The organism is Duffyella gerundensis (genome assembly GCF_001517405.1).
GTDB classification, from domain to species: domain Bacteria; phylum Pseudomonadota; class Gammaproteobacteria; order Enterobacterales; family Enterobacteriaceae; genus Duffyella; species Duffyella gerundensis.
In genome coordinates, this window is record NZ_LN907827.1 from 3,317,966 (window position 1) to 3,343,219 (window position 25,254).

Annotated in this window: 24 protein-coding genes; 4 read left to right on the forward strand and 20 right to left on the reverse strand. The window is 55.6% G+C overall.

Annotation, left to right across the window (positions count from 1 at the left end; translation table 11 throughout):
* Positions 1-178 precede the first annotated feature (178 nt).
* Positions 179-808: an OapA family protein gene (locus tag EM595_RS15225; protein WP_157883898.1), complete on the forward strand. Its 630-nt coding sequence runs from the start codon at positions 179-181 to the stop codon at positions 806-808.
* 179 nt (positions 809-987) lie between these two features.
* Here EM595_RS15225 and rplI read toward each other — a convergent pair whose 3' ends face one another.
* From rplI to yjfP, 5 genes are all read right to left on the reverse strand, one after another.
* The gene (gene rplI / locus EM595_RS15230; RefSeq protein ID WP_067433954.1) at positions 988-1,440 is read right to left on the reverse strand and encodes a 50S ribosomal protein L9; all 453 of its coding nucleotides are present in this window, start codon (positions 1,438-1,440) and stop codon (positions 988-990) included.
* A 39-nt stretch (positions 1,441-1,479) separates the two neighbouring features.
* Positions 1,480-1,707 (reverse strand): 30S ribosomal protein S18, encoded by a 228-nt coding sequence (rpsR, locus tag EM595_RS15235; RefSeq protein ID WP_000135199.1) that lies wholly within the window; start codon positions 1,705-1,707, stop codon positions 1,480-1,482.
* A 4-nt stretch (positions 1,708-1,711) separates the two neighbouring features.
* Complete coding sequence (gene priB, locus EM595_RS20730) at positions 1,712-2,029, reverse strand: primosomal replication protein N (RefSeq protein ID WP_071852532.1); 318 nt, start codon at positions 2,027-2,029, stop codon at positions 1,712-1,714.
* Positions 2,030-2,035: 6 nt separating this feature from the next.
* The gene (rpsF, locus tag EM595_RS15245; RefSeq protein ID WP_067433961.1) at positions 2,036-2,431 is read right to left on the reverse strand and encodes a 30S ribosomal protein S6; all 396 of its coding nucleotides are present in this window, start codon (positions 2,429-2,431) and stop codon (positions 2,036-2,038) included.
* 265 nt (positions 2,432-2,696) lie between these two features.
* Positions 2,697-3,434 carry an esterase gene (gene yjfP, locus EM595_RS15250; RefSeq protein WP_067433964.1) on the reverse strand — a complete coding sequence of 246 codons (738 nt, stop codon included), beginning with the start codon at positions 3,432-3,434 and terminating at the stop codon, positions 2,697-2,699.
* 177 nt (positions 3,435-3,611) lie between these two features.
* On the opposite strand from yjfP, the gene EM595_RS15255 reads away from it, so the two are divergent.
* Both EM595_RS15255 and bsmA read left to right on the forward strand, forming a co-directional pair.
* On the forward strand, positions 3,612-5,543 hold the full coding sequence (locus tag EM595_RS15255) for a methyl-accepting chemotaxis protein (protein ID WP_067433967.1): 1,932 nt from the start codon (positions 3,612-3,614) through the stop codon (positions 5,541-5,543).
* Between the two features lie 56 nt (positions 5,544-5,599).
* Entirely contained in the window at positions 5,600-5,923 is a 324-nt protein-coding gene (bsmA, locus tag EM595_RS15260) for a biofilm peroxide resistance protein BsmA (RefSeq protein ID WP_067433970.1), read from the forward strand.
* On the opposite strand, the gene EM595_RS15265 is transcribed toward bsmA, so the two are convergent.
* From EM595_RS15265 to nnr, 15 genes are all read right to left on the reverse strand, one after another.
* The gene (locus EM595_RS15265) at positions 5,897-7,513 is read right to left on the reverse strand and encodes an isovaleryl-CoA dehydrogenase (protein ID WP_067433973.1); all 1,617 of its coding nucleotides are present in this window, start codon (positions 7,511-7,513) and stop codon (positions 5,897-5,899) included. The genes bsmA and EM595_RS15265 overlap by 27 nt on opposite strands.
* A gap of 97 nt (positions 7,514-7,610) precedes the next feature.
* Positions 7,611-8,345: a 23S rRNA (guanosine(2251)-2'-O)-methyltransferase RlmB gene (gene rlmB / locus EM595_RS15270; RefSeq protein WP_067433976.1), complete on the reverse strand. Its 735-nt coding sequence runs from the start codon at positions 8,343-8,345 to the stop codon at positions 7,611-7,613.
* Positions 8,346-8,439: 94 nt separating this feature from the next.
* Complete coding sequence (gene rnr / locus EM595_RS15275; RefSeq protein WP_067433979.1) at positions 8,440-10,887, reverse strand: ribonuclease R; 2,448 nt, start codon at positions 10,885-10,887, stop codon at positions 8,440-8,442.
* Between the two features lie 16 nt (positions 10,888-10,903).
* Positions 10,904-11,344, reverse strand: a complete 441-nt coding sequence (nsrR, locus tag EM595_RS15280; RefSeq protein WP_067433982.1) for a nitric oxide-sensing transcriptional repressor NsrR — start codon at positions 11,342-11,344, stop codon at positions 10,904-10,906.
* 215 nt (positions 11,345-11,559) lie between these two features.
* The gene (locus EM595_RS15285) at positions 11,560-12,858 is read right to left on the reverse strand and encodes an adenylosuccinate synthase (RefSeq protein ID WP_067433985.1); all 1,299 of its coding nucleotides are present in this window, start codon (positions 12,856-12,858) and stop codon (positions 11,560-11,562) included.
* A 154-nt stretch (positions 12,859-13,012) separates the two neighbouring features.
* Positions 13,013-13,213 carry a DUF2065 domain-containing protein gene (locus EM595_RS15290; RefSeq protein WP_067433988.1) on the reverse strand — a complete coding sequence of 67 codons (201 nt, stop codon included), beginning with the start codon at positions 13,211-13,213 and terminating at the stop codon, positions 13,013-13,015.
* A 64-nt stretch (positions 13,214-13,277) separates the two neighbouring features.
* Positions 13,278-14,282, reverse strand: coding sequence for a protease modulator HflC (gene hflC / locus EM595_RS15295; protein WP_067433991.1), 1,005 nt, complete (start codon positions 14,280-14,282; stop codon positions 13,278-13,280).
* Between the two features lie 3 nt (positions 14,283-14,285).
* Positions 14,286-15,521: an FtsH protease activity modulator HflK gene (gene hflK / locus EM595_RS15300; RefSeq protein WP_067433994.1), complete on the reverse strand. Its 1,236-nt coding sequence runs from the start codon at positions 15,519-15,521 to the stop codon at positions 14,286-14,288.
* A gap of 68 nt (positions 15,522-15,589) precedes the next feature.
* Positions 15,590-16,870 carry a ribosome rescue GTPase HflX gene (gene hflX / locus EM595_RS15305; protein WP_067433997.1) on the reverse strand — a complete coding sequence of 427 codons (1,281 nt, stop codon included), beginning with the start codon at positions 16,868-16,870 and terminating at the stop codon, positions 15,590-15,592.
* A 74-nt stretch (positions 16,871-16,944) separates the two neighbouring features.
* Positions 16,945-17,262 (reverse strand): RNA chaperone Hfq, encoded by a 318-nt coding sequence (gene hfq / locus EM595_RS15310; protein WP_067434000.1) that lies wholly within the window; start codon positions 17,260-17,262, stop codon positions 16,945-16,947.
* A gap of 228 nt (positions 17,263-17,490) precedes the next feature.
* Positions 17,491-18,441: a tRNA (adenosine(37)-N6)-dimethylallyltransferase MiaA gene (gene miaA / locus EM595_RS15315; protein WP_067434003.1), complete on the reverse strand. Its 951-nt coding sequence runs from the start codon at positions 18,439-18,441 to the stop codon at positions 17,491-17,493.
* Positions 18,434-20,272 (reverse strand): DNA mismatch repair endonuclease MutL, encoded by a 1,839-nt coding sequence (mutL, locus tag EM595_RS15320; RefSeq protein ID WP_067434006.1) that lies wholly within the window; start codon positions 20,270-20,272, stop codon positions 18,434-18,436. The genes miaA and mutL overlap by 8 nt, the downstream gene beginning before the upstream one ends.
* A 58-nt stretch (positions 20,273-20,330) precedes the next feature.
* On the reverse strand, positions 20,331-21,998 hold the full coding sequence (gene amiB / locus EM595_RS15325) for an N-acetylmuramoyl-L-alanine amidase AmiB (protein ID WP_067434010.1): 1,668 nt from the start codon (positions 21,996-21,998) through the stop codon (positions 20,331-20,333).
* Positions 21,995-22,471, reverse strand: coding sequence for a tRNA (adenosine(37)-N6)-threonylcarbamoyltransferase complex ATPase subunit type 1 TsaE (gene tsaE, locus EM595_RS15330; RefSeq protein WP_067434013.1), 477 nt, complete (start codon positions 22,469-22,471; stop codon positions 21,995-21,997). Before tsaE ends, amiB begins: the two co-directional genes overlap by 4 nt.
* Entirely contained in the window at positions 22,468-23,991 is a 1,524-nt protein-coding gene (nnr, locus tag EM595_RS15335; RefSeq protein WP_067434016.1) for a bifunctional ADP-dependent NAD(P)H-hydrate dehydratase/NAD(P)H-hydrate epimerase, read from the reverse strand. The genes tsaE and nnr overlap by 4 nt, the downstream gene beginning before the upstream one ends.
* Between nnr and queG the strand changes: the two genes are divergently transcribed.
* Positions 23,990-25,129 (forward strand): tRNA epoxyqueuosine(34) reductase QueG, encoded by a 1,140-nt coding sequence (queG, locus tag EM595_RS15340; protein WP_067434018.1) that lies wholly within the window; start codon positions 23,990-23,992, stop codon positions 25,127-25,129. The genes nnr and queG overlap by 2 nt on opposite strands.
* Positions 25,130-25,254 lie beyond the last annotated feature (125 nt).

A 25,254-nucleotide genomic window follows, 5' to 3' on the forward strand; every position in this document is an offset into this window, starting at 1 on the left:
GCAGGCGCTGAGGGTAAAATGCCACGTGGGAAAGATGACTTTTGCCCGCGAAAAGTAAACAATAGCGGCGTGCTAATTTATCAATAATGACAGGCACTTCGCGTCAACATTACCCATACTGTAATCATGCCGGTTGTTTTCGCCTTCTATCGCACTGCGTCATAACAAGAGAGTTTACATGGGCCGAATTGCCCCTAAAAAACGGAAATCAGCGCAGTCTGTGCCGCTGATGCAAAGAATCACCCAGTTAGTCCGCCCGCACCGCGAGGAGGAAGCCATGCCCAATGCTGCATCATCCCGTACGCCACAATGGGCGTTACGCATCTGGCATCTGACGGATAATTTGCGCTGGATGGATCCCCTGCCCGCCATGCACCGGCGCGGCATTGTGCTGGCGTTAATCGTGCTGCTGGTGGCCATTCTCTGGCCTGCACCCACCACGCGCTATCCGGTGGAACAGCCGGTCACGCCGTCGCGCGAGGTGCCGATGCAGGCTGAGTTGCAGGGCAATACTCCCGCGGCACCGGCGGCGAAAGCGGACAGCCAGGGCGCCTGGCGCAGCTATCAAATCGCCTCCGGGCAAACGCTGGCGCAGCTGTTCCGTGACAATAATCTGCCGGTAAACGATGTGTTTGCTATGGCGCAGGTTGAGGGCGACGATAAACCGCTGAGCACCCTGCGCAGCGGGCAGCAGGTGAAGATTCGTCAGGATGCACAGGGCGTGGTCACTGGCCTGACGATTGAAACCGACAATGGCCCGGTGTTGTTTACTCGCCAGCCAGACGGTTCCTTTCTTCGCGCGCAGTAATTCTTGCGTCAGCGGACGATGGCGTTCTGCCTACTCTCCCGCCCGCTCTCTTTATCCGCCTTATGGCGCAGATCGCATCTCCGGCAGCATCCGCCGAATCGCAGGCAATAAAAAACCCGGCCGAAGCCGGGTTTCTTGTCGAACGCAATCAGGCAAGCCTGACGCCATTCTTAACGCAATTACTTCGCAGCAACCACGTTCACGATCAGTTTCGCAGTCACATCGCTGTGAACCTGGAACTCAACTTCGTGCTCACCAGTGGTGCGCAGAACACCGTTTGGCAGACGAACTTCGCTCTTAGCTACTTCAACGCCTGCTGCAGTTACTGCATCAGAAACGTCGCGAGCGCCGATTGAACCGAACAGTTTGCCTTCGTCGCCTGCTTTAGACGCGATGGTAACGGTGCCCAGTGCGTTGATTTTCTCAGCGCGTTCGTTTGCAGCGCCCTGTGCGTCAGCCAGTTTGGCTTCCAGCTCAGCGCGACGTGCTTCAAAAAACTCAACGTTTTTCTTGGTAGCAGGAACAGCTTTGCCCTGTGGTACCAGGAAGTTACGAGCGTAGCCCGCTTTAACGTTAACCTGATCACCTAAGACGCCCAGGTTTGCTACTTTATCAAGCAGAATAACTTGCATTACCTTATCCTCTCAAAGTCGTTAATGGACAGTGACCGATTACTGATGACGATCAGTGTACGGCAGCAGAGACAGGTAACGCGCGCGCTTGATAGCACGAGCCAGCTGACGCTGGTATTTAGCACGAGTACCGGTGATACGGCTTGGAACAATCTTGCCGCTTTCAGTGATGTAGTTTTTCAGCGTTGCGATATCTTTATAATCGATCTCTTGAACGCCTTCCGCGGTGAAACGGCAGAACTTGCGACGACGGAAATAACGTGCCATTAGGCTAGTCTCCAGAATCTATCAATTCAATCTGCTCGGCATGTAACACCAGTTTACTGAGGCCATTGCGTGCCTGATGGCAGCTAATAAAACCTTCAAGACTGAGTTGCGTGCCGACCGTTATATGTTGAGTAATGACCTGATGGTGGCTGCCGCTAATAATAACAGGCAATCGACACCAGGCTTGCCGGCTGAAACCGGCCTCTTCCTGCTGCGAGCGGTGCTCAAGCACAAACTGGCAGTGTGGAATACCGGACGGGCTCACTTTTCGCACTGGCGTCTTGCACACGGTGCCAGACAGGCGCAGTCGATTTGCCGTCACGGTTGATTACTCTTCAGAATCCCCAGCATCCGAATCATCCGAGGTTTCGTTGGCGAAATCTTCACGGCGATCACGGCGCTCGTCTTTCGCTTTTACCATCGGAGATGCTTCGGTAACCGCGTTTTTAACGCGCATAACCATGCTGCGGATAACGGCGTCGTTGAAGCGGAAGTTTGTTTCCAGCTCATCGATAGCAGACTGCGGTGCTTCAACGTTCAGCAGAACGTAGTGGGCTTTGTGCAGTTTGTTGATCGGGTAAGCCAGCTGACGGCGGCCCCAGTCTTCCAGGCGGTGGATCGTACCTTCTGCGCCAGTGATAGCTGCAGAATAACGCTCGATCATGCCAGGAACCTGTTCGCTTTGGTCAGGATGAACCATAAATACGATTTCGTAATGACGCATCGAATTTGCTCCTTACGGATTATTCAGCCTCCTGTCGGGGTCAACCGCGGCCCATGGAAGCAAGGAACGTTGTAGGCTGTGTCTCAGAATGGTTGGCGAATCACCAGCGATTCTGAGACACAGCCCTGTAATGCGGCTGAAAAATTGACGCGTAATAATAGGGATTCCAGGCCATAAACACAAGCAGCATTACTGCTCAAAGCGGATTTATCGTGCGGGTCAGCGCCAGGCGGATGCTATCCGTCGCCTGGCCACTAAGTTGACATCAGAGAGAGCGGGTAAAAAAATCCACGGCGGCGGAGAGCGCGGCGGGCGTAATTTTGTGGCCGATCTGTTTCTCGGTCAGCCAGGTGAGCTGCGTATCCAGCGACTGCGCGCGCAACGCCTCCTGCAGACGGACGCTTTCGGTGGCTGGCACCAGCTCATCCGCCTCGCCGTGCCAGAGCAGCAGCGGACGATTACCGAGCGCGGCAAGATGCTGACTGGGATCGTAATCTGCCAGCGGCGCCATGCGCGCGGCAAAATCGGGATGTGAGGCGGGCAACGGCGGAAACAATGTCTGACTGAGCGACATAAACCAGGCCGAGCCCATCAGGCAGGCTACGCTGTGAAGCTGCGGATAACGCGCCATTGCTCCCAGCGCAGTCATGCCGCCCATCGAGGCGCCCGCGACCGCCAGTTTGCCCGGCGCGACCATCCCCTGCGCCTTCAGCGCCCGTTCCAGCCGCGGAAGCTCATCAATATTGTGTCTGAGAATGTCCCAAAAATGGTGTAGCCGTGCCTCGCTGTCGCCATCGTAACGCGCACCGTGTCGGTCCGCATCTGGCATAACGACGCGAAAACCCGCCTGAGCCAGCGCCACGGCAAAGTAGCTGTAAACCTCTTTCGACGAGGTAAAGCCGTGATAAAACAGAATGGTGGGCAGCGGCAGCGCACGTTGCCCGGCGGGTGCCGCGTGCAAACATTCAATGCCAGCCCATTGCTCAACAGCCAGTTCAATCATTCTCTTTGCCTCTCTTTCTTTGCTTCCGTATCAACAGGCATCAGGGCGCTAACACAATGCGATCCCGATCACACTTTAATCACGATAAATAGTTCTTTGATCTGCGTCATTGACGCTAAATTTTTTAATGTAACTGCCGTTAATCGTACTTTAACAATGCGATTAAAAGGTAAACAAATGAAGCGTCTCTCTCTCAGCGCCATGAGTCTTGGCTTTAAGCTGTCGGTAATGACGTCTTTGAGCGTGGCCGTGTTGGTTTTTATTTTCACGCTCGCTTTAAGCCAGAATGCAGCAAAGCAGTTACAGCAGCTCTCCGTAGAGAATATGCAAAATCAGGTGAAAGGCATGGGCGAAATGGCAGAGATGTTCAATGCCACGCTCAATGAAGAGGTCAGTAGCTATACCCAACTGTTCAGCAGTTTCCTGCCAAAAAAGTTCAGCCGTGATGAAAGCTCCCGCGTAATCGTCGGAAATGAATCAACACCCACCCTGCGCGCCGGACTGAAAACCCTGAATCTCGATCAAACCGCGGTGGATGATTTCCTGGAGCGCACCCACGCCGTTTCCACCATTTTTGTGCGCGATGGCGATGACTATATTCGTATCGCTACTTCGCTGCTGAAAGAAGATGGCAATCGCGCAATTGGCACACGGCTCGATCGCCAGAGCGCCGCCTGGAAAGCGGTATCGGGCGGCACGGTTTATCGCGGTCTCGCTACGCTGTTTGGCAAACGCTACATCACGCAGTATCAACCGGTTAAAGATGCCGGTGGGCAGGTGATCGGCATTCTGTTTGTTGGCGTGGAGATCAGCGCCCAGATTCAGCTAATGCGCGGCAAAATTCTTGAACGTTCGCTGGGCGACAGCGGTCACTTCTTTGTGCTGAATGGCGCCGCAGGCAAAGCGCACGGGCAATATCTGTTTGATCGTCAGCTGGAAGGCAAGCTGCCGGACTGGTCGGCCGATACCCAACGCTCTCTGATGGAACAACCTGTGGGTACGCAGATCGCCGAACATCGCGGCGAGCAGCAGTTTCTGGCATGGCAAAAGATGCCGGGCTGGGACTGGATTATCGTTGGCGAAGTCAGTCGTGACGCGTTACTGGCACCGATCAATCACACGCGCAATCTGTTCCTGCTCGGCGGGCTCAGCATTGTGGTGCTGTTTGCGGTGAGCTTTATCTGGATCTGCCGTCGCTGGCTGACGCAGCCGCTGAACCAGGTGATCGGCCTGGCGCAGCAGTATGCTGCCGGTAATTTGCAGGCCAGCCTGGCCACCCGCCGCGAGGATGAAATCGGTCAGCTGATCGTTGCCATTAATGGCATCGGCAACGGTCTGGCGCAGATCGTGGCGCAGGTGCGTGGCGCAGCACAGGAGATCAGCGACGGCACCGATGCGATTGCAGCGGGCAGTGGCGATATCAGCGAGCAGATTAACCGTCAGGCGAGCAGCGTTGAAGAGACCTCCGCCAGCATGGAGCAGTTGGGTGCCACGGTGGAACAGAACGCCGACAGCGTGCGCCAGGCGCTGGCGTTGGTGGCGGAAACGGCAACCGCCGTGCACCACGGCGGCGAAACGGTATCGCGCTCGGTGAGCACCATGTCAGCGATCAAAGTCTCTTCGCAAAGCATTGCCGATATTACCCAGGTGATCGAATCGATCGCCTTCCAGACCAATATCCTGGCGCTGAACGCCGCGGTGGAAGCCGCGCGTGCCGGCGAACAGGGCAAAGGTTTTGCGGTAGTGGCGGCAGAAGTGCGTGCACTGGCACAGCGCAGCGCGCAGGCGGCCAAAGAGATCGACACGCTGATTGAGGCGTCGATTAGCCACGTTACCGAAGGCAACCGGCTCTCGGCAAATACTCAGCAGGCGATGGAAAATATCGTGGTGCGCGTTGAGCAGATCAAAGCGCTAATGGGAGAGATCAACGTGGCGTCGCAGGAACAGGCGGCGGGCATCGGCCAGGTTAATCTGGCAATGTCCCATATTGGCCAGGCAACTCATCACAACAGTGAACTGGTGACACGCTCCGAAGAGACGGCGCAAGCGCTAAGCCAGAAAGGCCATCATCTGACACAGCTGGTAAGCATATTTAGCCTGAAACAGTAATGCCCGCGCGGGGATGTTTTACACTTATCTTTTCATCCCCGCTCTGGAGCATGACGATGCGAAAAAGCCTTATCCTGCTTGTGCTGTTATTAACCGGCTGTAGTGCGCTGCGCGGTACGCCGCAGCCGCCACCGGCACCCACTGCGCAATCTCAGCAAATCAGCCGCGAACAGACCCGTGGATTGCCGAAGCTGGGCACTATCACCACAACCGTACGCGGTTCTCCCGACGATGCGCAGCGCGATCTGGCTGCTCAGGCGAATCGGGCTGGCGCAACTTACTATCAAATCCTGATGATCAGTGAAACTGTCGTGCTCGGCTCGTGGTATGGCACGGCGCTGCTATATGGCCCGTCACCCACCGCAGGCACGCAGCAGTAGGCGATCCACCAGCGCGGGCGGCAGCGATTTTTGCCCGCGCGCATCAAGGCTCATCTGCGCGTAAGCATCGGCTAACGGTGGTGAACCCACGCGCAAAAGCTGCGACGTGGCCGCCAGCGCGTAAAGATCGCCTGTGACTTCGCGCGCGTCACTTTCCTGCAGACGTGGCAAACGACGCTGTAGCTGGCGCCACCGGCGATCAAAATGGCGATTAACCCCCTTCAGCTCAGCAAACTCAGCGTCCAGCATCTCCTGTAATGCGGGCTGCTTACGCAGTACGCGCAGCACGTCAAGGCACATCACATTGCCCGAACCTTCCCAGATGCTGTTCACCGGCATTTCGCGATAAAGACGCGGCAGTTCGCTCTCTTCGCAATAGCCAATACCGCCCAACACTTCCATCGCCTCGGCGACAAAAGGGATGCCCGCTTTGCAGATGGCAAACTTCACCACCGGCGTAAACAGACGGCACCAGGCGGTGGACGAAGCATCAAAACGGTGCGCCAGCTGCATCAGCAGCGCGGTTTGTGCTTCCAGCTGCAGCGCCTGTCGACCCAATACCTGCCGCATCAACGGTTGATCCACCAGGTTTTTGCCCATTACCTGTCGCTGATGGGCGTGAAACAGGGCGACAGACAGCGCCCGCCGCATTTGGCCATGACTGCCCAGCGCGCAATCCACCCGGGTAAAGCTGCCCATTTGCATGATATGCCGAACGCCGTCACCCTCTTCGCCTATAAGCCAGCCGATCGCCTCTCTAAACTCCACTTCGGCGCTGGCGTTGGCACGATTCCCCAGCTTGTCTTTTAGACGCTCAATAATGATGGCGTTACGCGTACCGTCAGGCAGCAGACGCGGCAGAAAGAAGCAGCTGATGCCCTGCTGCGTCCGTGCCAGTACCAGGTGCGCATCGCTTTGCGGGACTGAGAAAAACCACTTATGGCCCGTTAGCCGATAGGCTTCGCCCGGTCCACGTGTGGTCAGCGGTTCGGCGCGCGTGGTGTTGCTCAACACATCGGTGCCGCCCTGTTTCTCCGTCATGCCCATGCCGATCAGCAAACCGCGCTTTTGCTCAGCGGGCTGATGATGAGGATCGTAATGGTCTGAGAGCAGCGGCGTCAGCCAGTTGCTGAACAGCGTAGGCAAATGCTGGCGCAGTAGCGGAATGGCGCCAAAGGTCATGGTAAGCGGACAGAGCGTGCCCGCTTCCACCTGCGCATGCAGAATAAAACGCGCGGCGCGTGCGACCATCGCCGCTGCGGGCGGATCGTTTTGCCAGGGAAGATTATGCAGACGATTGGCGCACAGGCCATGCATTAACAGATGCCATGCCGGATGAAAACGAACCTCATCAAGACGCTCTCCGCGCGCATCGTAACGCAGTAGCTCGGGAGGAAAAGCGTTGGCCAGGCGGCCAGATTCCAGCGATTCGCTGCCGCCCAGCTGTTGGCCAACGGAGGCGAGCCGCTCAGCATCCCACTGCGCACCTTCACGGGTGACCGCTTCACGCAGCGGCGTGTCGGACAGAAACAGATTGCTGTTGCTCAGAGGGCGGGGCTGGTTGAATACGCTGTGGGTAGTCCAGTTCATGCGTCGCTCCTGTTCTCACTGGGTTAAGTATGAGAAGTGCGCGCTATTTTACCTGGGAGAAGAGGGAAATTCGGGGCGCAGATCACGCCCCGGACGATCATTTACGGCGCTGGCGCACCGCTTCAAACAGACACACACCGGTGGCCACCGACACGTTCAGCGAAGAGACGCTGCCCGACATCGGAATGCTGATCAGTTCATCGCAATGTTCACGGGTCAGACGACGCATACCTTCGCCCTCCGCGCCCATGACCAGTGCCATCGGGCCGGTCATCTTGCTCTGATAGAGGTCGTGATCGGCTTCGCCGGCGGTGCCGACAATCCAGATCTGCGCTTCCTGCAGCATACGCATGGTGCGTGCGAGGTTGGTCACGCGAATCAGCGGTACATTTTCCGCCGCGCCGCTGGCCACTTTTTTAGCGGTGGCATTCAGCTGGGCAGAACGATCTTTTGGCATGATCACAGCATGCACGCCTGCTGCATCGGCGCTACGCAGACAGGCACCGAGGTTATGCGGATCGGTAATGCCGTCGAGGATCAGCAAAAAAGGCTGCTCCAGTGAAGCGATCAGATCCGGCAGATCGTTTTCCTGATACTGACGGCCCGGCTTAACGTGCGCAATGATGCCCTGATGTGCAGCACCATCCACTTTGCTGTCCAGCCACTGGCGCGTAGCCACCTGAACCACAATGCCCTGCGCTTCCAGCGCTTTGACCAGCTGCTGCAAACGGCGATCGTCACGCCCTTTCAGGATAAACACTTCCTGAAAACGCAGCGGATCGTTATCCAGCAGCGCTTGCACCGCATGGATGCCAAAAACAATTTCACTCATTTCGTAAACTCAAGTATTTCAGCCGGAGAGGTGCTCCGGCCGGTATTAAGGATGGGCGCCGCTGGGGCGTCCGGGCAAGCATCAAGGCAGCGGATCAGCTGCTTTGCTTTTTCGCCGCGCGCTTCTGTTTCGTTGCCGTGGCGATTTTACGGGTTTTCTCTGAGGGAGATTTCACTTTTTTCTCAGCTTTTATCCCGGTTTTGGTCGCAGCCGGTTTCTTGCTGTCGCCGCGGAAAGCGGTATCAGGCTCAAAATTTTTGCCTTTACGCTGCTCACGACGACGTTTGCCGGAGTGGGCGCCGCCGCCTTTTTTCTCTTTCTCGCGGGCCGTTTTACCGGCGCCGCGCGGCTGGCGGGTGCTGGAAACCAGCGCAAAATCGATCTTGCGCTCTTCCATGTGCACTGCTTCCACGCGCACTTCCACGGTATCGCCAAGGCGATAGGTTCGGCCACCAGACTCGCCGATCAGACGCTGGCCAACCGCATCAAAGCGATAGTAGTCATTGTCCAGCGTGGAAACATGTACCAGACCATCGATAAACAGATCGGTCAGACGCACAAAGAAGCCAAAGCCGGTCACGCTGGAGATGATGCCGGTAAAGTTATTGCCGACCTGATCCAGCATGAAGTCACACTTCAGCCAGTCCGCCACATCGCGCGTCGCTTCATCGGCACGGCGCTCGGTCAGCGAACAGTGCTGACCCAGCTCAAGCATCTGGTTCATCTCGTAGTGATAGCCACCGGTTGGCGTGGTGATGCCGGTGACTTCGCCCTCCTGCTTCGCCAGCTGATACTTAATGGCGCGGTGCAGCAGCAGATCGGGATAACGACGAATCGGCGAGGTAAAGTGCGCGTACGACGTCAGCGCCAGGCCAAAGTGGCCACGGTTTTCCGGATCGTAAACTGCCTGCTTCATCGAACGCAGCAGCATGGTTTGCAGCATTTCATGATCGGGACGGTCGGCGATCGCTTCCAGCAGCGCGGCATAATCGATCGGCTGCGGCTTATTGCCACCCGACAGCGTCAGACCAAGCTCATTAAGCACGGTGCGGAAGCTGGTGATACTGTCATCACTTGGGCGATCGTGGTCGCGGAACAGCGCAGGCTCTTCGTGCTTCTCAACAAAACGCGCAGAGGCGATGTTCGCGAGGATCATGCACTCTTCGATCAGCTTGTGCGCATCGTTACGCACCGTCTGCTCAACGCGCTCAATGCGACGCTCAGCGTTGAAGATAAATTTCGCTTCTTCGGTCTCAAATGAGATGCCGCCACGCTGATCGCGTGCGGTGCTTAGCACCTGATACATGTTGTGGAGCTCCTGCAGATGCGGCACCAGCGCGTGATACTGCTCGCGCAGCTCCTGGTTGCCCTGCAGAATATTCCACACTTTGTTATAGGTCAGGCGCGCGTGCGAGTTCATCACCGCTTCGTAATGCCTGAATCCGGTCAGCTTACCGCTGGCGGAAATGGTCATCTCGCACACCATACAGAGACGGTCGACCTGCGGATTAAGCGAGCAGAGCCCATTAGACAGCACTTCCGGCAGCATCGGGATAACCTGCGACGGGAAATAGACGGAGGTGCCACGACGATGCGCTTCGTCATCAAGCGGTGTGCCCGGACGGACATAGTAGCTGACGTCAGCAATGGCTACCCACAGGCGCCAGCCACCGCCGCGTTTTTTCTCACAGAACACTGCATCATCAAAGTCGCGGGCGTCTTCGCCATCAATGGTGACCAGCGGCAGCTGACGCAGATCGACGCGTCCGGCTTTCGCCTCTTCCGGTACTTCTTCGCTCAGCGTTGAAATCTGCTGTTCCAGTTCCGGCGGCCATTCGTGCGGAATTTCGTGGGTCCGTAGCGCCATGTCAACGGCCATGCCGGTGCCCATGTTATCGCCCAGCACCTCGACAACTTTACCGATCGCTTTTGTGCGGCGCGTTGGACGCTGGGTGAGTTCAACCACCACCACAAAGCCCATGCGCGCGCCCATCAGCTCTTCTGGCGGAATGAGAATATCAAAGCTCAGACGGCTGTCGTCCGGTACCACAAAGCCCACGCCCGCTTCGGTAAAGTAGCGACCGACGATTTGGTTGTTACGCGGCTCAAGCACGCGAACCACGCGTGCTTCACGGCGGCCCTTGCGGTCAGCGCCCATTGGCTGAGCGAGGATGATATCGCCATGCATGCACATCTTCATCTGTTCGGCTGAAAGGTAGAAATCCTCTTTTTGCCCTTCGGCGCGCAGAAAGCCGAAGCCGTCGCGGTGGCCGATCACCTTGCCGCGTAGCAAATCAAGGCGCTCTGGCAGCGCGTAACATTGACGTCGGGTAAACACCAGCTGACCGTCGCGCTCCATGGCGCGCAGTCGACGGCGCAGCGCTTCCAGCTGCTCTTCTCCGCTGATGTTCATTTCCTGCGCCAGCTCTTCGCGGCTGGCCGGTTTTTCACGTTTGTCTAAATGCGCAAGTATGAACTCGCGACTTGGAATAGGGTTTTCGTATTTTTCAGCTTCTCTTTCCTGAAAAGGATCGTTTGACATTGCGGGTCCTCCGTTGTCATCGGGCCGGGTGCGCACCTGGCTCCGGGAGTAAGATTTTATAAAGCGGGTGATTTTCGCGCACAAGGTCAGCAAGGGTGTAATTATCCAGCTCCTTTAAAAAAATTTGGACGGCATTATTCAGGATTCCCCTGAGCCGGCAAGCAGGTGTAATGGCACAGGTTTCACAGTTCACCAGTTGCAACGGCTCCAACCGACGGACGACTTCACCAACAACAATTTTTTCCGCCGGCATCGCCAGCCGGATACCGCCATTTTTACCGCGCGTGGTCAAAATAAACCCCTCGCGGCTAAGTTGATTAACTATTTTGACCATATGATTACGCGAAACACCATAAATTTCAGTGACTTCGGTAATATTTGTCATGTGACCGGTTGGGAGCGAAGCCATGTAGATCAGCGCACGCAAACCGTAGTCGGTAAAACTTGTCAGCTGCAATGATACCTCGTTGCATCGCCCAGGGCGATTTACTCATCTAACAGGATAGCCGTATTGTCTGATAAGCAGCAGCAGACATCCACGATATAGTGCTAGCAAGTGTAGATTTTCTAAAAGGAAAAGAGAACCGACGTGGCCCGGATATCACCGATTACGGCTCAAACCTGGCTGAAGAGTGGAAAAGAAAAGGCCGGAACGTGTCCGGCCCTGGCTGATTATGCGTCGAACGGGTCGCGCAGAATCATGGTTTCACTGCGATCCGGCCCGGTAGAGATAATATCCACCGGCACGCCCGTTAACGCTTCGACACGTTTGATGTAGTCGCGTGCGGCCTGCGGTAAGCCTTCCAGCGTTTTCACGCCAAAGGTATTTTCACTCCAGCCCGGCAGCGATTCGTAAATCGGCTCAATGCCTTCCCAACCTTCAGCGGCCAGCGGCGTAGTCGTCACTTCTTTGCCATTCGGCATACGGTAGCCGACGCAAATTTTGATCTCTTTCAGGCCATCCAGTACGTCCAGCTTGGTCATGCAGAAGCCGGAAAGTGAGTTGATCTGCACGGCGCGACGCACCGCAACCGCATCAAGCCAGCCAGTACGACGACGGCGACCGGTTGTCGCGCCAAACTCGTTGCCTTTAGTGCAGAGGAACTCGCCAGTTTCATCGAACAGTTCCGTCGGGAAAGGACCAGCGCCAACGCGCGTGGAGTAGGCTTTCACGATACCCAGCACATAATCGACATAACGTGGACCAATACCAGAACCGGTAGCAACGCCACCCGCGGTAGTGTTGGAAGAGGTCACGTAAGGATAGGTACCGTGGTCGATGTCCAGCAGCGTGCCCTGCGCGCCTTCGAACATGATGAGATCACCACGCTGACGCGCCTGATCCAGCAGGTCGGAAACGTCCACTACCATGCTGGTCAGGATATCCGCAACCGCCATGACATCATTCAGCACGGTATCGTAGTCAACCGCATCGGTTTTGTAGTAGTGCACCAGCTGGAAGTTGTAGAAATCAACGATCTCTTTCAGCTTCACGGCGAAGGTCTCTTTGTTAAAGAGATCGCCAACGCGCAGACCGCGGCGAGCGACTTTATCTTCGTAAGCCGGGCCGATACCACGGCCGGTGGTACCGATGGCTTTATCGCCACGTGCTTTTTCGCGCGCCAGATCCATCGCCACGTGATATTGCAGGATCAGCGGACAGGCTTCAGAAATCAGCAGGCGTTCGCGTACCGGTATGCCGCGCTCTTCCAGGCCTTTCATCTCTTTCATCAGCGCAGCAGGCGACAGCACCACACCATTGCCGATGATGCTGGTGACGTTCTCACGCAGGATGCCAGAAGGAATTAAGTGGAGGACGGTTTTTTCACCGTTGATGACTAAAGTGTGGCCTGCATTATGACCACCCTGGTAACGCACCACATAGTTAGCACGCTCAGTCAGAAGGTCTACAATCTTACCTTTACCTTCGTCACCCCATTGGGTGCCCAGTACGACGACGTTCTTACCCATTTCTCAAAATCACCGATTGCTTAAAAATGGATTCTACCATCGTCATTTTTCGGTTTCAGCACTTTTAGCATACGATTGCGGAGTTTTTTTGAACATTTCCTGAACAGCAATTTCTGTTATGTCAGCCAATGTTTTGCCGTAGCGCTTATCCAGGTCAATTACTGCCGTGGACACGCAACATGTAGTAAACCACCACGCCTGCGACCACTAATCCACCACCGAAGCGCTGCAACAGACGATCGGGCAATTGCGTCATAGATTGAATCATACGACGCCATAAACCGGGTGCCAGCATCGGGCCAAGCCCTTCGAGTACCAATACCAACGCCAGCGCCGTCCAGATAGTTGAGTTCATTACTGATAATTTTCCAAAAAAAAGGGCCGGAACAGATTCCGGCCCGAGCTGTTATAGCAGTTTCTTAACGCGTTGCGTGAGCTGGCGATTTCATAAAGCGGAAGAAATCGCTGTCCGGGCTCATCACCATGATGTCCTGGTTACTCTGGAAGCTGTTTTCATACGCGCGCAGGCTGCGCAGGAACGCGTAGAAATCGGGATCCTGACTGAATGCATCAGCAAACAGCTTAGCGGCATCGGCATCGCCTTCACCACGAGTAATCAGCGCCTGACGCTGCGCTTCTGCCAGCGTACGGGTCACTTCATAATCTGCACCGGCACGCAGTTTCTCTGCCTCTTCCTGCCCCTGTGAACGCTGGCTACGTGCAACCGCTTCACGCTCAGCGCGCATACGGTTGTAGATAGCGTCAGACACTTCCGCAGGCAGGTTGATCTGCTTGATGCGCACATCCACAACCTGGATACCTAATGCTGCCATGCTGTTTGGATTGATGGCTGGCTCATTACTGGTGGTTTCGCGCTCAACGCGTGCCGCCACGCTGGCAATAGCGTCATCTGCAGCAGGTGTCTGCACATCGTCATCACGACCCGCGCTACCGGTGTTCAGTGCATCACGCACGTCGGTGGTTAAGCGGCCACGAGAATCGGTAACGATATCCTTCACATCCAGACGGCCCATTTCAGAGCGCAGACGGTCGCTAAACTTACGTTTCAGCAGGACTTCTGCCTGTGAAACATCGCCGCCGCCGGTCGCCAGATAGTAGCGACTAAAGTCGCTGATGCGCCATTTGATATAAGAATCGACGATCAGATCCTTTTTCTCTTTGGTCACAAAGCGATCGGCCTGGTTATCCATGGTCTGAATGCGTGCATCCAGGTTCTTAACGGTTTCCAGAAACGGAATTTTAAAGTGCAGGCCGGGTGCAAAGACCTGCGGTTTGTTCTCATCGTCGCGCAGGACTTTGCCAAAACGCAGCACGATGCCACGCTGGCCTTCCTGAACCACAAACAGTGAGGCGTAAAGCACCACCAACACCACAATGAGTAAGGCAACTAAGGATTTACGCATCGATTATTCTCTCCCTTCGCGCTGGGTATCGTTGCGCTGAGCATTGGCCCGACGCTGGTCCATGATATTTTCCGGACTCCATGAAGCACTGTTGTTCGCGCGACTGCTGCTGTCACCGTTAGCCGGTGGCCGCGTCAGAGTGCTGCTGCCCTGACTGTTGCCACCCGCAGCGGCTTGTCCACGCATCAGTTGATCGAGCGGTAACACCATCAGGCTGTTGCCTTTGTCATTAACCAGCACTTTGCGGGTATGACTCAGCACGCGTTCCATGCTTTCGATATACAGACGTTCGCGAGTGATTTCCGGTGCTGCTTTGTACTCAGGCAGGATCTTGGCAAAGCGCGCCACTTCACCCTGCGCTTCCAGTACGGTCCGCGTTTTGTACGCGCGCGACTCTTCCAGAATACGCTGCGCCTGACCGTTAGCACGCGGCTGCACTTCATTGGCATAAGCTTCCGCTTCACGCACGTACTGCTCGCGGTTTTCACGAGCGGCAATCGCGTCGTCAAACGCCGCTTTCACCTCTTCCGGTGGCCGTGCCGCCTGGAAGTTAACGTCGAGAATGGACACGCCCATGTCGTACGGACGTACCGTTTCATCAATTTCACGCTGGGTTTCACTACGCACTACGGTTCGTCCTTCAGTAAGGATGCGATCCATAGTGGAGCGGCCGATTACGCCACGCAGCGCGCTGTCCGTTGCCTGACGCAGGCTGTCATCAGCGCTGGTTACGGCAAACAGATAACGTTCCGGATTGGTGATCCGGTACTGAACGTTCATTTCAACGCGCACCACGTTTTCATCAGAGGTCAGCATCACGCCTGAAGCTGCGAGTTCCCGCACCGCCTCAACGTTCACCGCACGCACCTGATCGATAAAGGTTGGCTTCCAGTTCAAACCTGGCTCAACCAGATGACTGAATTTGCCGAAACGCGTCACCACACCACGCTCTGCTTCTTTAATGGTATAGAAACCGCTGGCTGCCCAGATGACCACCGCAGCAACCGCAACGATACCGATCAGCTTACCGCTGCTTCCTGCAGGGCGCTGTCCGTTTTCGTTTGGCTTGCCACCGCCCAGTCCGCCAAGCTTTTTGCTCAGCTTACGGAAGATATCATCCAAATCCGGCGGCCCCTGATCGCGACCTCCTTTATTTCCCCCAGAGTTGCCGCCTTTATTATTGCTGCTTCCCCACGGGTCGCGGTCCTGTCCGTTATTACCGGGCTGATTCCACGCCATGTTTATACTCCATTAAAAGTGTGTGCGGTGGTATCCCAGACCGGGATACACGTTTCAGGCGACGTCGATCAAACAATATAATCTGTTACTGACGGTTCCTGTTTGCACAGTCGGCGCCAGTCAACAATCGGCATGCGCACGTGTAATCCCACGCTGCCATCCTCTTCATTCCATTCTTTTTCAATTGCCTGCAATTGATAAAAGCGGCTGCGTAAGCGTCCAGCTTCAGGAGGCAACCGCAAATCATACTGCGCAATTTCACCGGCCAATCTTTCAGTCAGCGCCTGAAACAGCAGCGGCAATCCCGCACCGGTTTGAGCCGAAACCCACACGCGAACAGGATAATTTTCATCATTGCGATCGATACGCGGTTCAAACTCATCCAACGCATCAATTTTATTCATTACCAGCAATGCCGGAATTTCATCCGCTTCAATCTCTTCCAGCACGGTTTGCACCGCTTCGATGTTCTCACCCATACGGACGTCAGAAGCATCGATAACATGCAGCAGCAGCGTCGCCTGACGCGTCTCCTGCAATGTTGCCTTAAAAGCAGCAACGAGGTCATGCGGCAGGTGTCGGATAAACCCGACGGTATCTGCCAGCACCACATCGCCGACGTCGGCCACATCAAGACGGCGCAGCGTTGGATCCAGCGTGGCGAAAAGCTGGTCTGCCACATAGACGTCCGCGGAAGTGATGGCGTTGAATAACGTGGATTTGCCGGCGTTGGTATAGCCGACCAGAGACACGGTTGGCACATCTGCTTTAGCGCGTGACTGTCTGCCCTGATCGCGCTGTTTTTCGACGCGTTCAAGACGGGACAAAATCTGGCTGATGCGATTTCGCAGCAAACGACGGTCCGTTTCCAGCTGTGTTTCACCTGGGCCACGCAAGCCGATGCCGCCTTTCTGGCGTTCAAGGTGGGTCCAGCCACGTACCAGGCGAGTTGCCAGATGGCGCAACTGTGCCAGCTCAACCTGTAATTTCCCTTCATGGGTACGGGCGCGCTGGGCAAAAATATCAAGAATTAAACCGGTGCGGTCGATAACCCGACACTCGCACAGACGCTCAAGATTTCGCTCCTGAGCTGGGGTTAAGGCGTGATCAAATAGCACAACCGATGCACCGCTGGATTTTACCGCATCGGCAATTTCAACTGCCTTTCCTTCACCGACAAAATATTTGGGATGGGGCGATTTGCGGCTGCCTGTGACAACGCATAACGCTTCAACACCAGCAGAAGAAACCAGAGTTTCGAACTCCTGGAGATCTTCCGTATTTTTGTCTTGCGAGAAATAGATGTGTACCAGTACGGCCTGCTCACCGGCATCATAACGGTCAAACAAGCGTTAACCTCTCTGTAATCAAATACCGAGACAGGAATAAAATTTTTCCTGTCCCGGACATGCGGCGAAACAGCTTATTCAGCGTTATCACCGTCTTGTTGTGGCTGCGCGGAGGCTGCTTGATTGCTGCCGCCGTGATGATAGTTAGAGCTACCGCTACCGCCACCTGCATTGTTGCTGTGGTGGGAAACCGGTCGGGACGGAACAACGGTAGAGATAGCGTGTTTGTACACCATCTGGCTGACCGTGTTTTTTAATAAAATGACAAACTGATCGAATGACTCAATCTGTCCTTGCAATTTGATACCATTCACCAAATAAATCGAAACCGGAACACGTTCGCGACGCAATGCGTTTAAAAACGGGTCTTGTAATGATTGCCCCTTAGCCATTCTATATTTTCCTTATATGCTTGTTGTTTATACCCTTTATGTGGAAACCGTCTCTGCAAAAAATGACGCTCAAAAACCTGAATTGCGTACTATTCACACTATCCCGGATGCGCTACCTTGCCGCGTTGAATCAGTTCCAATTATGTCGGGTATCTTACTCAAGAACCGGAGTTCTGAAATACTGCGTAAAAATTTGCGCACGATAGACAACTCGCTAATTGTACACAATCACCCATGCTTAGCACTAACTACCTGTAATACCGCATCACGAGCCAAGTCAGGCCGATCGCTGTCGAGCCAGTGGACGTTCTGCCAGCCACGTAACCAGGTAATCTGACGTTTAGCAAGCTGCCGGGTGGCGCAAATCCCCCGATAAACCATTTCGTCGTAATCGATTTCGCCCTGCAGATAAGACCACATCTGGCGATATCCCACACAACGAATGGAAGGCAAATCCGTATGCAAATCACCTCGGGCAAACAGTGCCCGGGCCTCCGCCTCAAATCCTGACGCCATCATCTGTTCGAAACGTAAGGCAATGCGCTGATGCAAAAGTTCGCGACTTGCCGGGGCAATAGCAAACTGATGAACGTGCCAGGGCAGAGCTTCGCCAGATATTTTAGTCAGTTCTGTTAAAGTTTTACCCGAAATAAGAAAAACTTCCAGTGCTCGCGAAAGTCTCTGCGGATCATTCGGATGAATACGACGTCCAGCAACGGGATCGATTTCACATAATTGACGATGCAAGGCTTCCCATCCCTGATCATTCGCCATTTGCTCAATACGCTGACGGACTTCCGGATCGGCCGAGGGCAACGGTGACAATCCTTCCAGTAACGCCTTGTAGTAGAGCATCGTACCACCAACAAGCAACGGGATTTTTCCGGCTCGGGAAATCTCCGTCATTTCTGCCAGCGCATCGCGACGAAACTCGGCGGCGGAATAGGTTTCTGCCGGGTCGCGAATGTCTAACAGTCGGTGAGGCGCCTGCGCCAGCTCTGCGGCATTCGGCTTAGCCGTGCCAATATCCATACCACGATAAATCAGAGCGGAATCTACGCTTATCAACTCCACCGGCAAGACTTTTCGCAGGGCAATCGCCAGTGCAGTTTTACCGGAGGCCGTTGGCCCCATTAAAAAAATAGCCTTTGGTTGGCCAGCCTGATGTTGTTCACTCATGCTTCAGGGCGTTCAGCGCCGTTTCAATATCAATCTGTTGCAATAATCCGGAAGGCGGCTTTTTTACCAGCGTGGGACAAAGTCGTTCGACCTCGGCCAATAAAGCGATCGCCTGCGAGTGATTCCAGTCGGGGATTGCTGTCATCGTATGACGCGCCAGCCATTGTGTTACCTGACTGACGGCAACCTCCTGCTGCCGGGCGAGATAGCCTAACAGTTCTGGAATCAAGATTTGTAAATTTTGTTGGCGCAAAGGTAAAGGCACCGCGCGCAGCGTGACATGCTGGCCTTCCGCCTGCAAATCAATGCCCATCTGTGTAAGCAACGGCTGATGCTGCGCAATCGCCGCCAACTCCGATTTACCCATTTTAAGCCTGACCGGAATCAGCAGCGGTTGCGGTTTCAGCCCTTCGCTGCCTGGCGTTAGCTGGACCTGTTTGAGCCAGCGATCGGCGACCGAAAGCGACAGCAACGCCAAACCGTTGCCACGTTCAATCACGGCAAACTGCTTTTCAATCACTGACAGCAGGCGTCCAAAGCTTTGGCTGTGACTTTGTAAAGGCGCGCTCTGCGGCGTGGCCTTTATAGGGTCGGGCACCGGATCTGGCTCGCGGGCAACGGCAGGCGTCTTGAGTAACTGCTCATATACCGCGCCTTCACGTTTTTGATAGCCCGGTTCCTGCCGTTGCCAGCTGGCTGAACCACCGCCTTGCTGACGTGGCGTACCGCCCGATGGTGGAGCAGCAAACTGATTTTCTCCAGCGGCCTGACGATTTTCAGGCTGCCAGCGTACCGGTGCTTCTGGCTCATCGGCCAGCGGCAGTGCTGGCGTGCTGGCAGATTGCAGCACGCTGATCACGCCCTGATAGATGAAGTCGTGTACCAGCCGTGATTGGTGAAAGCGCACCTCATGCTTGGCAGGATGCACATTCACATCAACCTGGTGCGGATCGATGGTGAGATAAAGCACATACGCTGGCTGCTGATCGGCACCCAGCTGATCGTGATAGGCCTGACGAATCGCATGGTTGATCAGCTTGTCCCGCATCATGCGGCCGTTCACGTAACAGTATTGCAGCTCGCTTAGCTGGCGCGCGCCTTCAGGATCGGCAACCCAACCGCGCAGGCTTAGATCATCGTGCTGCCATTCAATGCGCAGCGCATGCGCCATAAAGGTGGTGCCGCAAATGGCGCCCAGCCGACGTTCGCGCTGGCTTTCGTCACTGACGCCACGATACTGGCGAACCAGCTTGCCGTTATGGCTGAGGGAAATGGCGATGTCAAAACGCGCCAGCGCAATGCGCCGCACTATCTCATCAATATGGGTAAACTCGGTTTTTTCGGTGCGCATAAACTTGCGCCGCGCGGGCGTGTTGTAAAACAGATCCAACACTTCAAGCGTGGTGCCCTGTGGATGTGCAGCGGGTTTAACCGTCACGATCATATCGCGCCCTTCGGCATAGGCTTGCCAGGCTTCGCTTTGATCGGCAGTACGGGAAGTCAGCGTCAGACGGGAAACCGAGCTGATACTGGCCAGCGCTTCTCCACGGAATCCCAGGCTGACAATGGCTTCCAGATCGTCAAGGCTGGCGATTTTACTGGTGGCATGGCGAGCCAACGCCATCGCCAGCTCGCTTTGCGGAATGCCCGCGCCGTTGTCACGAATGCGAATAAGTTTAGCGCCGCCCTTCTCGATATCGATATCGATCCGCGTAGCACCGGCATCAAGGCTATTTTCGACCAGCTCTTTTACAACCGATGCCGGCCGCTCCACCACTTCGCCAGCGGCGATCTGGTTAGCCAGCTGTGGCGGAAGAATTTGAATAGGCATGGTAATAATCCTTGATGAATGGGACGGCTGGCGCCGTCCACTCTAAAAGATCGCAGGATCAGGAAGCAGGAATGGTTAACGTCTGTCCCAACATGACATTAGACGATTTCATATTGTTTACCTGCATAATCGCTTTGGCGCTCACACCGTAATGCACGGCGATAGCGGTCAGTGAATCACCGCGTACTACCTTGTGGCGTTTTGCCGCCGAGCTTGCCGTCGCGCTTACCGCGCTGCCAGCGGGCACTTTCAGCCGCTGTCCCACCCATACCACATCTTTTTTCAGGCGGTTCAGCGAGCGCAGCGTCGACATACTTACGCCGTAATGCGCGGCGATCCCGGACAGGGTTTCCCCTCTTTTCACCACGTGGCGCGTGGTGCTGCCGGTGTACTGCGTGGTACCGGATGCCACGTTGGGCTGTACGTTAACCGCCTCTGCGGACTCCAGAGGACGGTTTTCCGCCTTTGGGGCAGATTGTAGCGGATGCGCCAGGAAATAATTGCGCAGGCCTCGGTAGATCGAGGCGGCAATTTTATCCTGGTAAGCGCTACTGCCGAGCAGTCGCTCCTCCGATGAATTACTGATAAAGCCGGTTTCCACCAATAATGACGGAATATCCGGCGAACGCAGCACACCGAGGCTGGCGTGTTCCGGGCGGCGCTTATGCAGTGGCGATACGCCCTGCAGCTGTTGAATCACTTTCACCGCAACGTCATAACCGACGCGCTGCGAATGACCAAACTGCAGGTCAAGTACCGCCTGACTCAGATAGGGATCGGCCTGACTGTTCGCCAGCAGATCGCCTGCGCCGCCAAGCAGTTCAGACTGCTTCTCGCGCTGCTCCAGCCAGCCTGCCATTTCACTGTTGGCACGGCGGTTTGACAGAACCCAGACCGAAGCCCCGCTGGCGCTATGACTTGGTGCAGAGTCAGCGTGAATTGAAATCAACAGGTTGGCATTTTCTTTACGGGCTACGTCTGACCGTCCCATCACCGAGATAAAATAGTCGCCGTTACGGGTCAGTACGCCTTTAAACATGCGGTCGTTGTTTAACAGCACCTTAAGCTTGCGGGCGATGGCAATGGTCACATTTTTCTCTTTCAAACCACGCTGACCGATGGCACCCGGATCCTGCCCGCCGTGACCGGCATCAATCGCCACCACAATGGTGTCGTTGTCGCTGATGGTGGCGCCGCTGACCGCGCGATCGTTGCCGCTGCTAACGGCGGTGACCTTATTGCCCTCAAACGGATTGCCCTGCGAGGTAACCGGTGCGGGAGCGGCAGTGACCGGATTGCGCGCCGGCTGGCTTACCGGTGTGCTGACCCGGCTGGCGGCTGGCCCGGTGATAGTAAAGACCACCTGATAACCGTTGCTGGTTTGCTGGGTGACCGCCCGGGTTTTCGCTGGCTGGGTAAGTTCGAACACCAGACGCAGGCTTTGGCTATCTTTTGGCTGACTGCTGCGGATGCGTTTAACCAGATTATCGCCGCTGAAGGTCAGTGGCAGGCCTTTAATCACGCCGCTCTGTCGAATATCCAGCACCACGCGATTGGGATTGCGCAGAGGGAAATAGCCGTATACCGGCTGACCTGAAAAACGCAGCGTCACCGTAGCGACCCGATCGCCGTTGGCCACCTGAATATCTGACAACGTTGCCGCCAGCGATGAAAAAGCCATCAGGCTGAGCAGCATGAATATCACCAATTTTACCCGCAACATCATGAGCGCGTTCTCTCCGCGTCGAAACGTTGCAGCATCGCAACACCAGAATCAGTGTGAGCAATCACTTCGGCTGTACGGCCATTGCCATCATAGCTGAGCGTTAAGGAGAGGTCGGCAGGCGGCAAGAAGCCGGCCCCCTGCTGCGGCCATTCCACCAGGGCGATGGCCTGCTCGGTGAAATAATCACGAATACCCATAAACTCCAGCTCTTCTGGATCGGCAAGGCGATAGAGATCAAAATGATAAAGCTGATGGTTGGGCAACTGGTAAGGCTCAACCAGCGTATAGGTTGGGCTTTTCACATTGCCCTGATGGCCAAGCGCCTGCAAAAAGCCGCGGCTGAAGGTTGTTTTACCTGCACCCAGATCGCCATGCAGGTAAAGGGTCGCGGCACGCGGAGCAGCGCGCGCTAGCTCTGCGCCCAGGTTGAGGGTTGCTGCCTCATCGGGCAATGCAATAACACGGGTATTCATGCTTTATTATTCAACATCTCAGGATTTACAAACAGGTACAGCTCGGAAAACAGGTCGGTCGCGACCATGCCGCGCGTGCCGCGTTGTACTGCAACGGCATCGGCAGCAGCACCGTGTGCGACGGTTCCTGCGCAAGCTGCGTCAAATAGCGAGAGCTGCTGTCCCGCCAGCGCACCAATAATGCCTGAAAGAACATCGCCCATGCCGCCCGTACCCATGCCGGCATTGCCGACATCCGTTAACGCCAGCGGGCATGCTTCACTCGCGATCACCGTGCCAGCGCCTTTCAGCACCACCACGCCACCATAGCGTTTTGCCAGATTTTTCGCGGCCAGTAAACGGTCTTTCTCTACCTCTGCGGTGGCGATATCAAGCAGGCGTGCCGCCTCACCGGGATGCGGCGTAATAATGCGATTCTGACGGTTATCCGGGCTGATTGCCAGCAGGTTAAGCGCATCGGCATCCCAAAGCATCGGCTTTTCCGACTTTATCACCGCAGCCAGTGCATTCTTACCCCAGTCGCGCTGTCCCAGGCCGGGACCGATGACAATCACATCGGCCCATTGCAGGCTTTCGCTCAGCGAATCATCGGTCAATTCATGCACCATTAATTCCGGGCGCGCGGTAAGCAACGGCAGCATATTATCTTTGTGAGTGAGTACTCGCACTAACCCAGCACCCGCCCGCAGCGCCGCCTCGCCGGTCATACGGATGGCGCCTGCAGTGCCATGATCGCCACCGATAACCACCAGCTTACCGTTGCTGCCTTTATGCGAAGTAGGACGTCGCGGCTTCAGCCAGTGCGTCAACGCACCGGCATCGTAACGGTGCATTGGCGCCGACTGGCTGGCCAAAAAGTCCTCCAGCCCGAGCGCATCGCAGGTCACTTCGCCGGTAAAATCCCGCGCCTGGCCGGTCAATAAGCCCGGCTTAAACGCAATAAACGTCAGTGTAGACTGCGCAATGATCGCTTCTCCTGGGGCCGCACCGCTGTCGGCGAGCAAGCCGGAAGGAATGTCGAGAGCAAAACAGGGCGCCGGATGTTGGTTAGCAGCCTGGATCAGCGCATCATAAGGCGCGGACGGTGCGCGGTTCAGGCCGGTTCCAAGTAGCGCATCGATAATCACGTCAACCTGCTCGGGCCAGTGTGCATCGGCGTCAGCAAGGGTGCCGCCCGCGTCCAGCCAGCTTTGCCGCGCACGGGCTGCTTCTTCCGGCAGCGGCTTGCTGCCCGCGCAGGCCAGCAATGTCACCTGTATGCCTGCCGCCTGCGCCAGGCGCGCCACTACATAGCCGTCGCCGCCGTTGTTGCCGTGGCCACAGAGAATCAGCCAGTGCTGCGCCTGAGGCCAACGCTGACGTATCTGAGTAAAGGCCGCCTCGCCGGCACGCAGCATCAACTCATACAGCGTGATACCAATGGCGGCAGCGCCCTGCATCTCCAGCTGACGTATCGCCTGCGCAGGCCAAACAGAGTGTGGTAAACTGCGCGTGTTTTCCTTCAGGTTTCGGTCCGTCATGTCACACCCTCTCGATCTTCAACAATTAGCTCTGGATATTAAACAATGGGGCTTATCGCTCGGCTTCCAACAGGTCGGCATTTGCGATACCGATCTTTCCGCTGAAGAGCCGAAGCTACAGGCGTGGCTGGACAAGCAGTATCACGGCGAAATGGCGTGGATGGAACGGCACGGCATGATGCGCGCACGTCCTCATGAATTACAGCCCGGTACACTGCGCGTTATCAGCGTACGCATGAATTATCTGCCCGCTAAAGCCGCCTTTGCCAGCACCCTGAAAAATCCTCAGCTGGGTTATGTCAGCCGCTATGCGCTTGGCCGCGATTACCACAAAGTATTGCGTAATCGCCTAAAAAAGCTCGGCGAAATGATCCGCGAGCGCTGCGAGTCGCTGAATTTTCGTCCTTTTGTTGATTCCGCACCGCTGCTGGAGCGGCCGCTGGCCGAGAAAGCGGGTCTGGGTTGGACCGGCAAACATTCGTTAATCCTGAATCGTGAAGCGGGATCGTGGTTTTTCCTCGGGGAGCTGCTGATCGATCTGCCCTTACCCACCGATGAACCTCAGCCGGAAAATTGCGGGCGCTGCGTAGCCTGCATCACTACCTGCCCCACCGGCGCCATCGTTGAGCCTTACGTCGTGGATGCGCGCCGCTGTATCTCTTATCTGACCATTGAGCTGGAAGGCGCCATTCCTGAAGAGTATCGGCCGCTTATTGGCAACCGCATTTATGGCTGTGACGATTGTCAGCTAATTTGTCCGTGGAATCGCTTCGGCCAGTTAACCGATGAAGATGATTTCAGCCCGCGCGCCGTTTTGCATGCACCGCCGTTGGTTGAGCTGTTTGCCTGGGACGAAGCGCGCTTTCTGAAAGTGACGGAGGGTTCGGCGATTCGGCGCATCGGCCATTTGCGCTGGCTGCGCAACGTTGCCGTGGCGTTAGGCAATGCACCCTGGCACGACGATCACTACGCTGTTCTGGCATCACGCCTCGGCGAAAATGCCATGCTCGATGAACATATTCACTGGGCAATGGCGCAGCAGCGCGAAAAACGTGCGAAAAATGCGATTGATGTGCAACTTCCGCAGCAAAAACGGCTGGTGCGTGCGGTAGAAAAAGGCTTGCCAAGAGATGCCTGATGGCTTTTCCACATGCTGTGAATAAAATTAAAAAATCGTTGTCATTCAAATGACATAGTTTCCGCAAGCGATCTGCATAACAATTTGAAATAAAAATATTAACAGAATATTCAAAGAGTTAAAAA

What these genes read in the sequence shown, in the direction of transcription:
- EM595_RS15225 (WP_157883898.1), top strand. Translation starts at nt 179, where the DNA reads ATGGGCCGAATTGCCCCTAAAAAACGGAAATCAGCGCAGTCTGTGCCG.
- rplI (WP_067433954.1), bottom strand. Translation starts at nt 1,440, where the DNA reads ATGCAAGTTATTCTGCTTGATAAAGTAGCAAACCTGGGCGTCTTAGGT.
- rpsR (WP_000135199.1), bottom strand. Translation starts at nt 1,707, where the DNA reads ATGGCACGTTATTTCCGTCGTCGCAAGTTCTGCCGTTTCACCGCGGAA.
- rpsF (WP_067433961.1), bottom strand. Translation starts at nt 2,431, where the DNA reads ATGCGTCATTACGAAATCGTATTTATGGTTCATCCTGACCAAAGCGAA.
- yjfP (WP_067433964.1), bottom strand. Translation starts at nt 3,434, where the DNA reads ATGATTGAACTGGCTGTTGAGCAATGGGCTGGCATTGAATGTTTGCAC.
- EM595_RS15255 (WP_067433967.1), top strand. Translation starts at nt 3,612, where the DNA reads ATGAAGCGTCTCTCTCTCAGCGCCATGAGTCTTGGCTTTAAGCTGTCG.
- bsmA (WP_067433970.1), top strand. Translation starts at nt 5,600, where the DNA reads ATGCGAAAAAGCCTTATCCTGCTTGTGCTGTTATTAACCGGCTGTAGT.
- EM595_RS15265 (WP_067433973.1), bottom strand. Translation starts at nt 7,513, where the DNA reads ATGAACTGGACTACCCACAGCGTATTCAACCAGCCCCGCCCTCTGAGC.
- rlmB (WP_067433976.1), bottom strand. Translation starts at nt 8,345, where the DNA reads ATGAGTGAAATTGTTTTTGGCATCCATGCGGTGCAAGCGCTGCTGGAT.
- rnr (WP_067433979.1), bottom strand. Translation starts at nt 10,887, where the DNA reads ATGTCAAACGATCCTTTTCAGGAAAGAGAAGCTGAAAAATACGAAAAC.
- EM595_RS15285 (WP_067433985.1), bottom strand. Translation starts at nt 12,858, where the DNA reads ATGGGTAAGAACGTCGTCGTACTGGGCACCCAATGGGGTGACGAAGGT.
- EM595_RS15290 (WP_067433988.1), bottom strand. Translation starts at nt 13,213, where the DNA reads ATGAACTCAACTATCTGGACGGCGCTGGCGTTGGTATTGGTACTCGAA.
- hflC (WP_067433991.1), bottom strand. Translation starts at nt 14,282, where the DNA reads ATGCGTAAATCCTTAGTTGCCTTACTCATTGTGGTGTTGGTGGTGCTT.
- hflK (WP_067433994.1), bottom strand. Translation starts at nt 15,521, where the DNA reads ATGGCGTGGAATCAGCCCGGTAATAACGGACAGGACCGCGACCCGTGG.
- hfq (WP_067434000.1), bottom strand. Translation starts at nt 17,262, where the DNA reads ATGGCTAAGGGGCAATCATTACAAGACCCGTTTTTAAACGCATTGCGT.
- miaA (WP_067434003.1), bottom strand. Translation starts at nt 18,441, where the DNA reads ATGAGTGAACAACATCAGGCTGGCCAACCAAAGGCTATTTTTTTAATG.
- mutL (WP_067434006.1), bottom strand. Translation starts at nt 20,272, where the DNA reads ATGCCTATTCAAATTCTTCCGCCACAGCTGGCTAACCAGATCGCCGCT.
- amiB (WP_067434010.1), bottom strand. Translation starts at nt 21,998, where the DNA reads ATGATGTTGCGGGTAAAATTGGTGATATTCATGCTGCTCAGCCTGATG.
- tsaE (WP_067434013.1), bottom strand. Translation starts at nt 22,471, where the DNA reads ATGAATACCCGTGTTATTGCATTGCCCGATGAGGCAGCAACCCTCAAC.
- queG (WP_067434018.1), top strand. Translation starts at nt 23,990, where the DNA reads ATGTCACACCCTCTCGATCTTCAACAATTAGCTCTGGATATTAAACAA.
- nnr (WP_067434016.1), bottom strand. Translation starts at nt 23,991, where the DNA reads ATGACGGACCGAAACCTGAAGGAAAACACGCGCAGTTTACCACACTCT.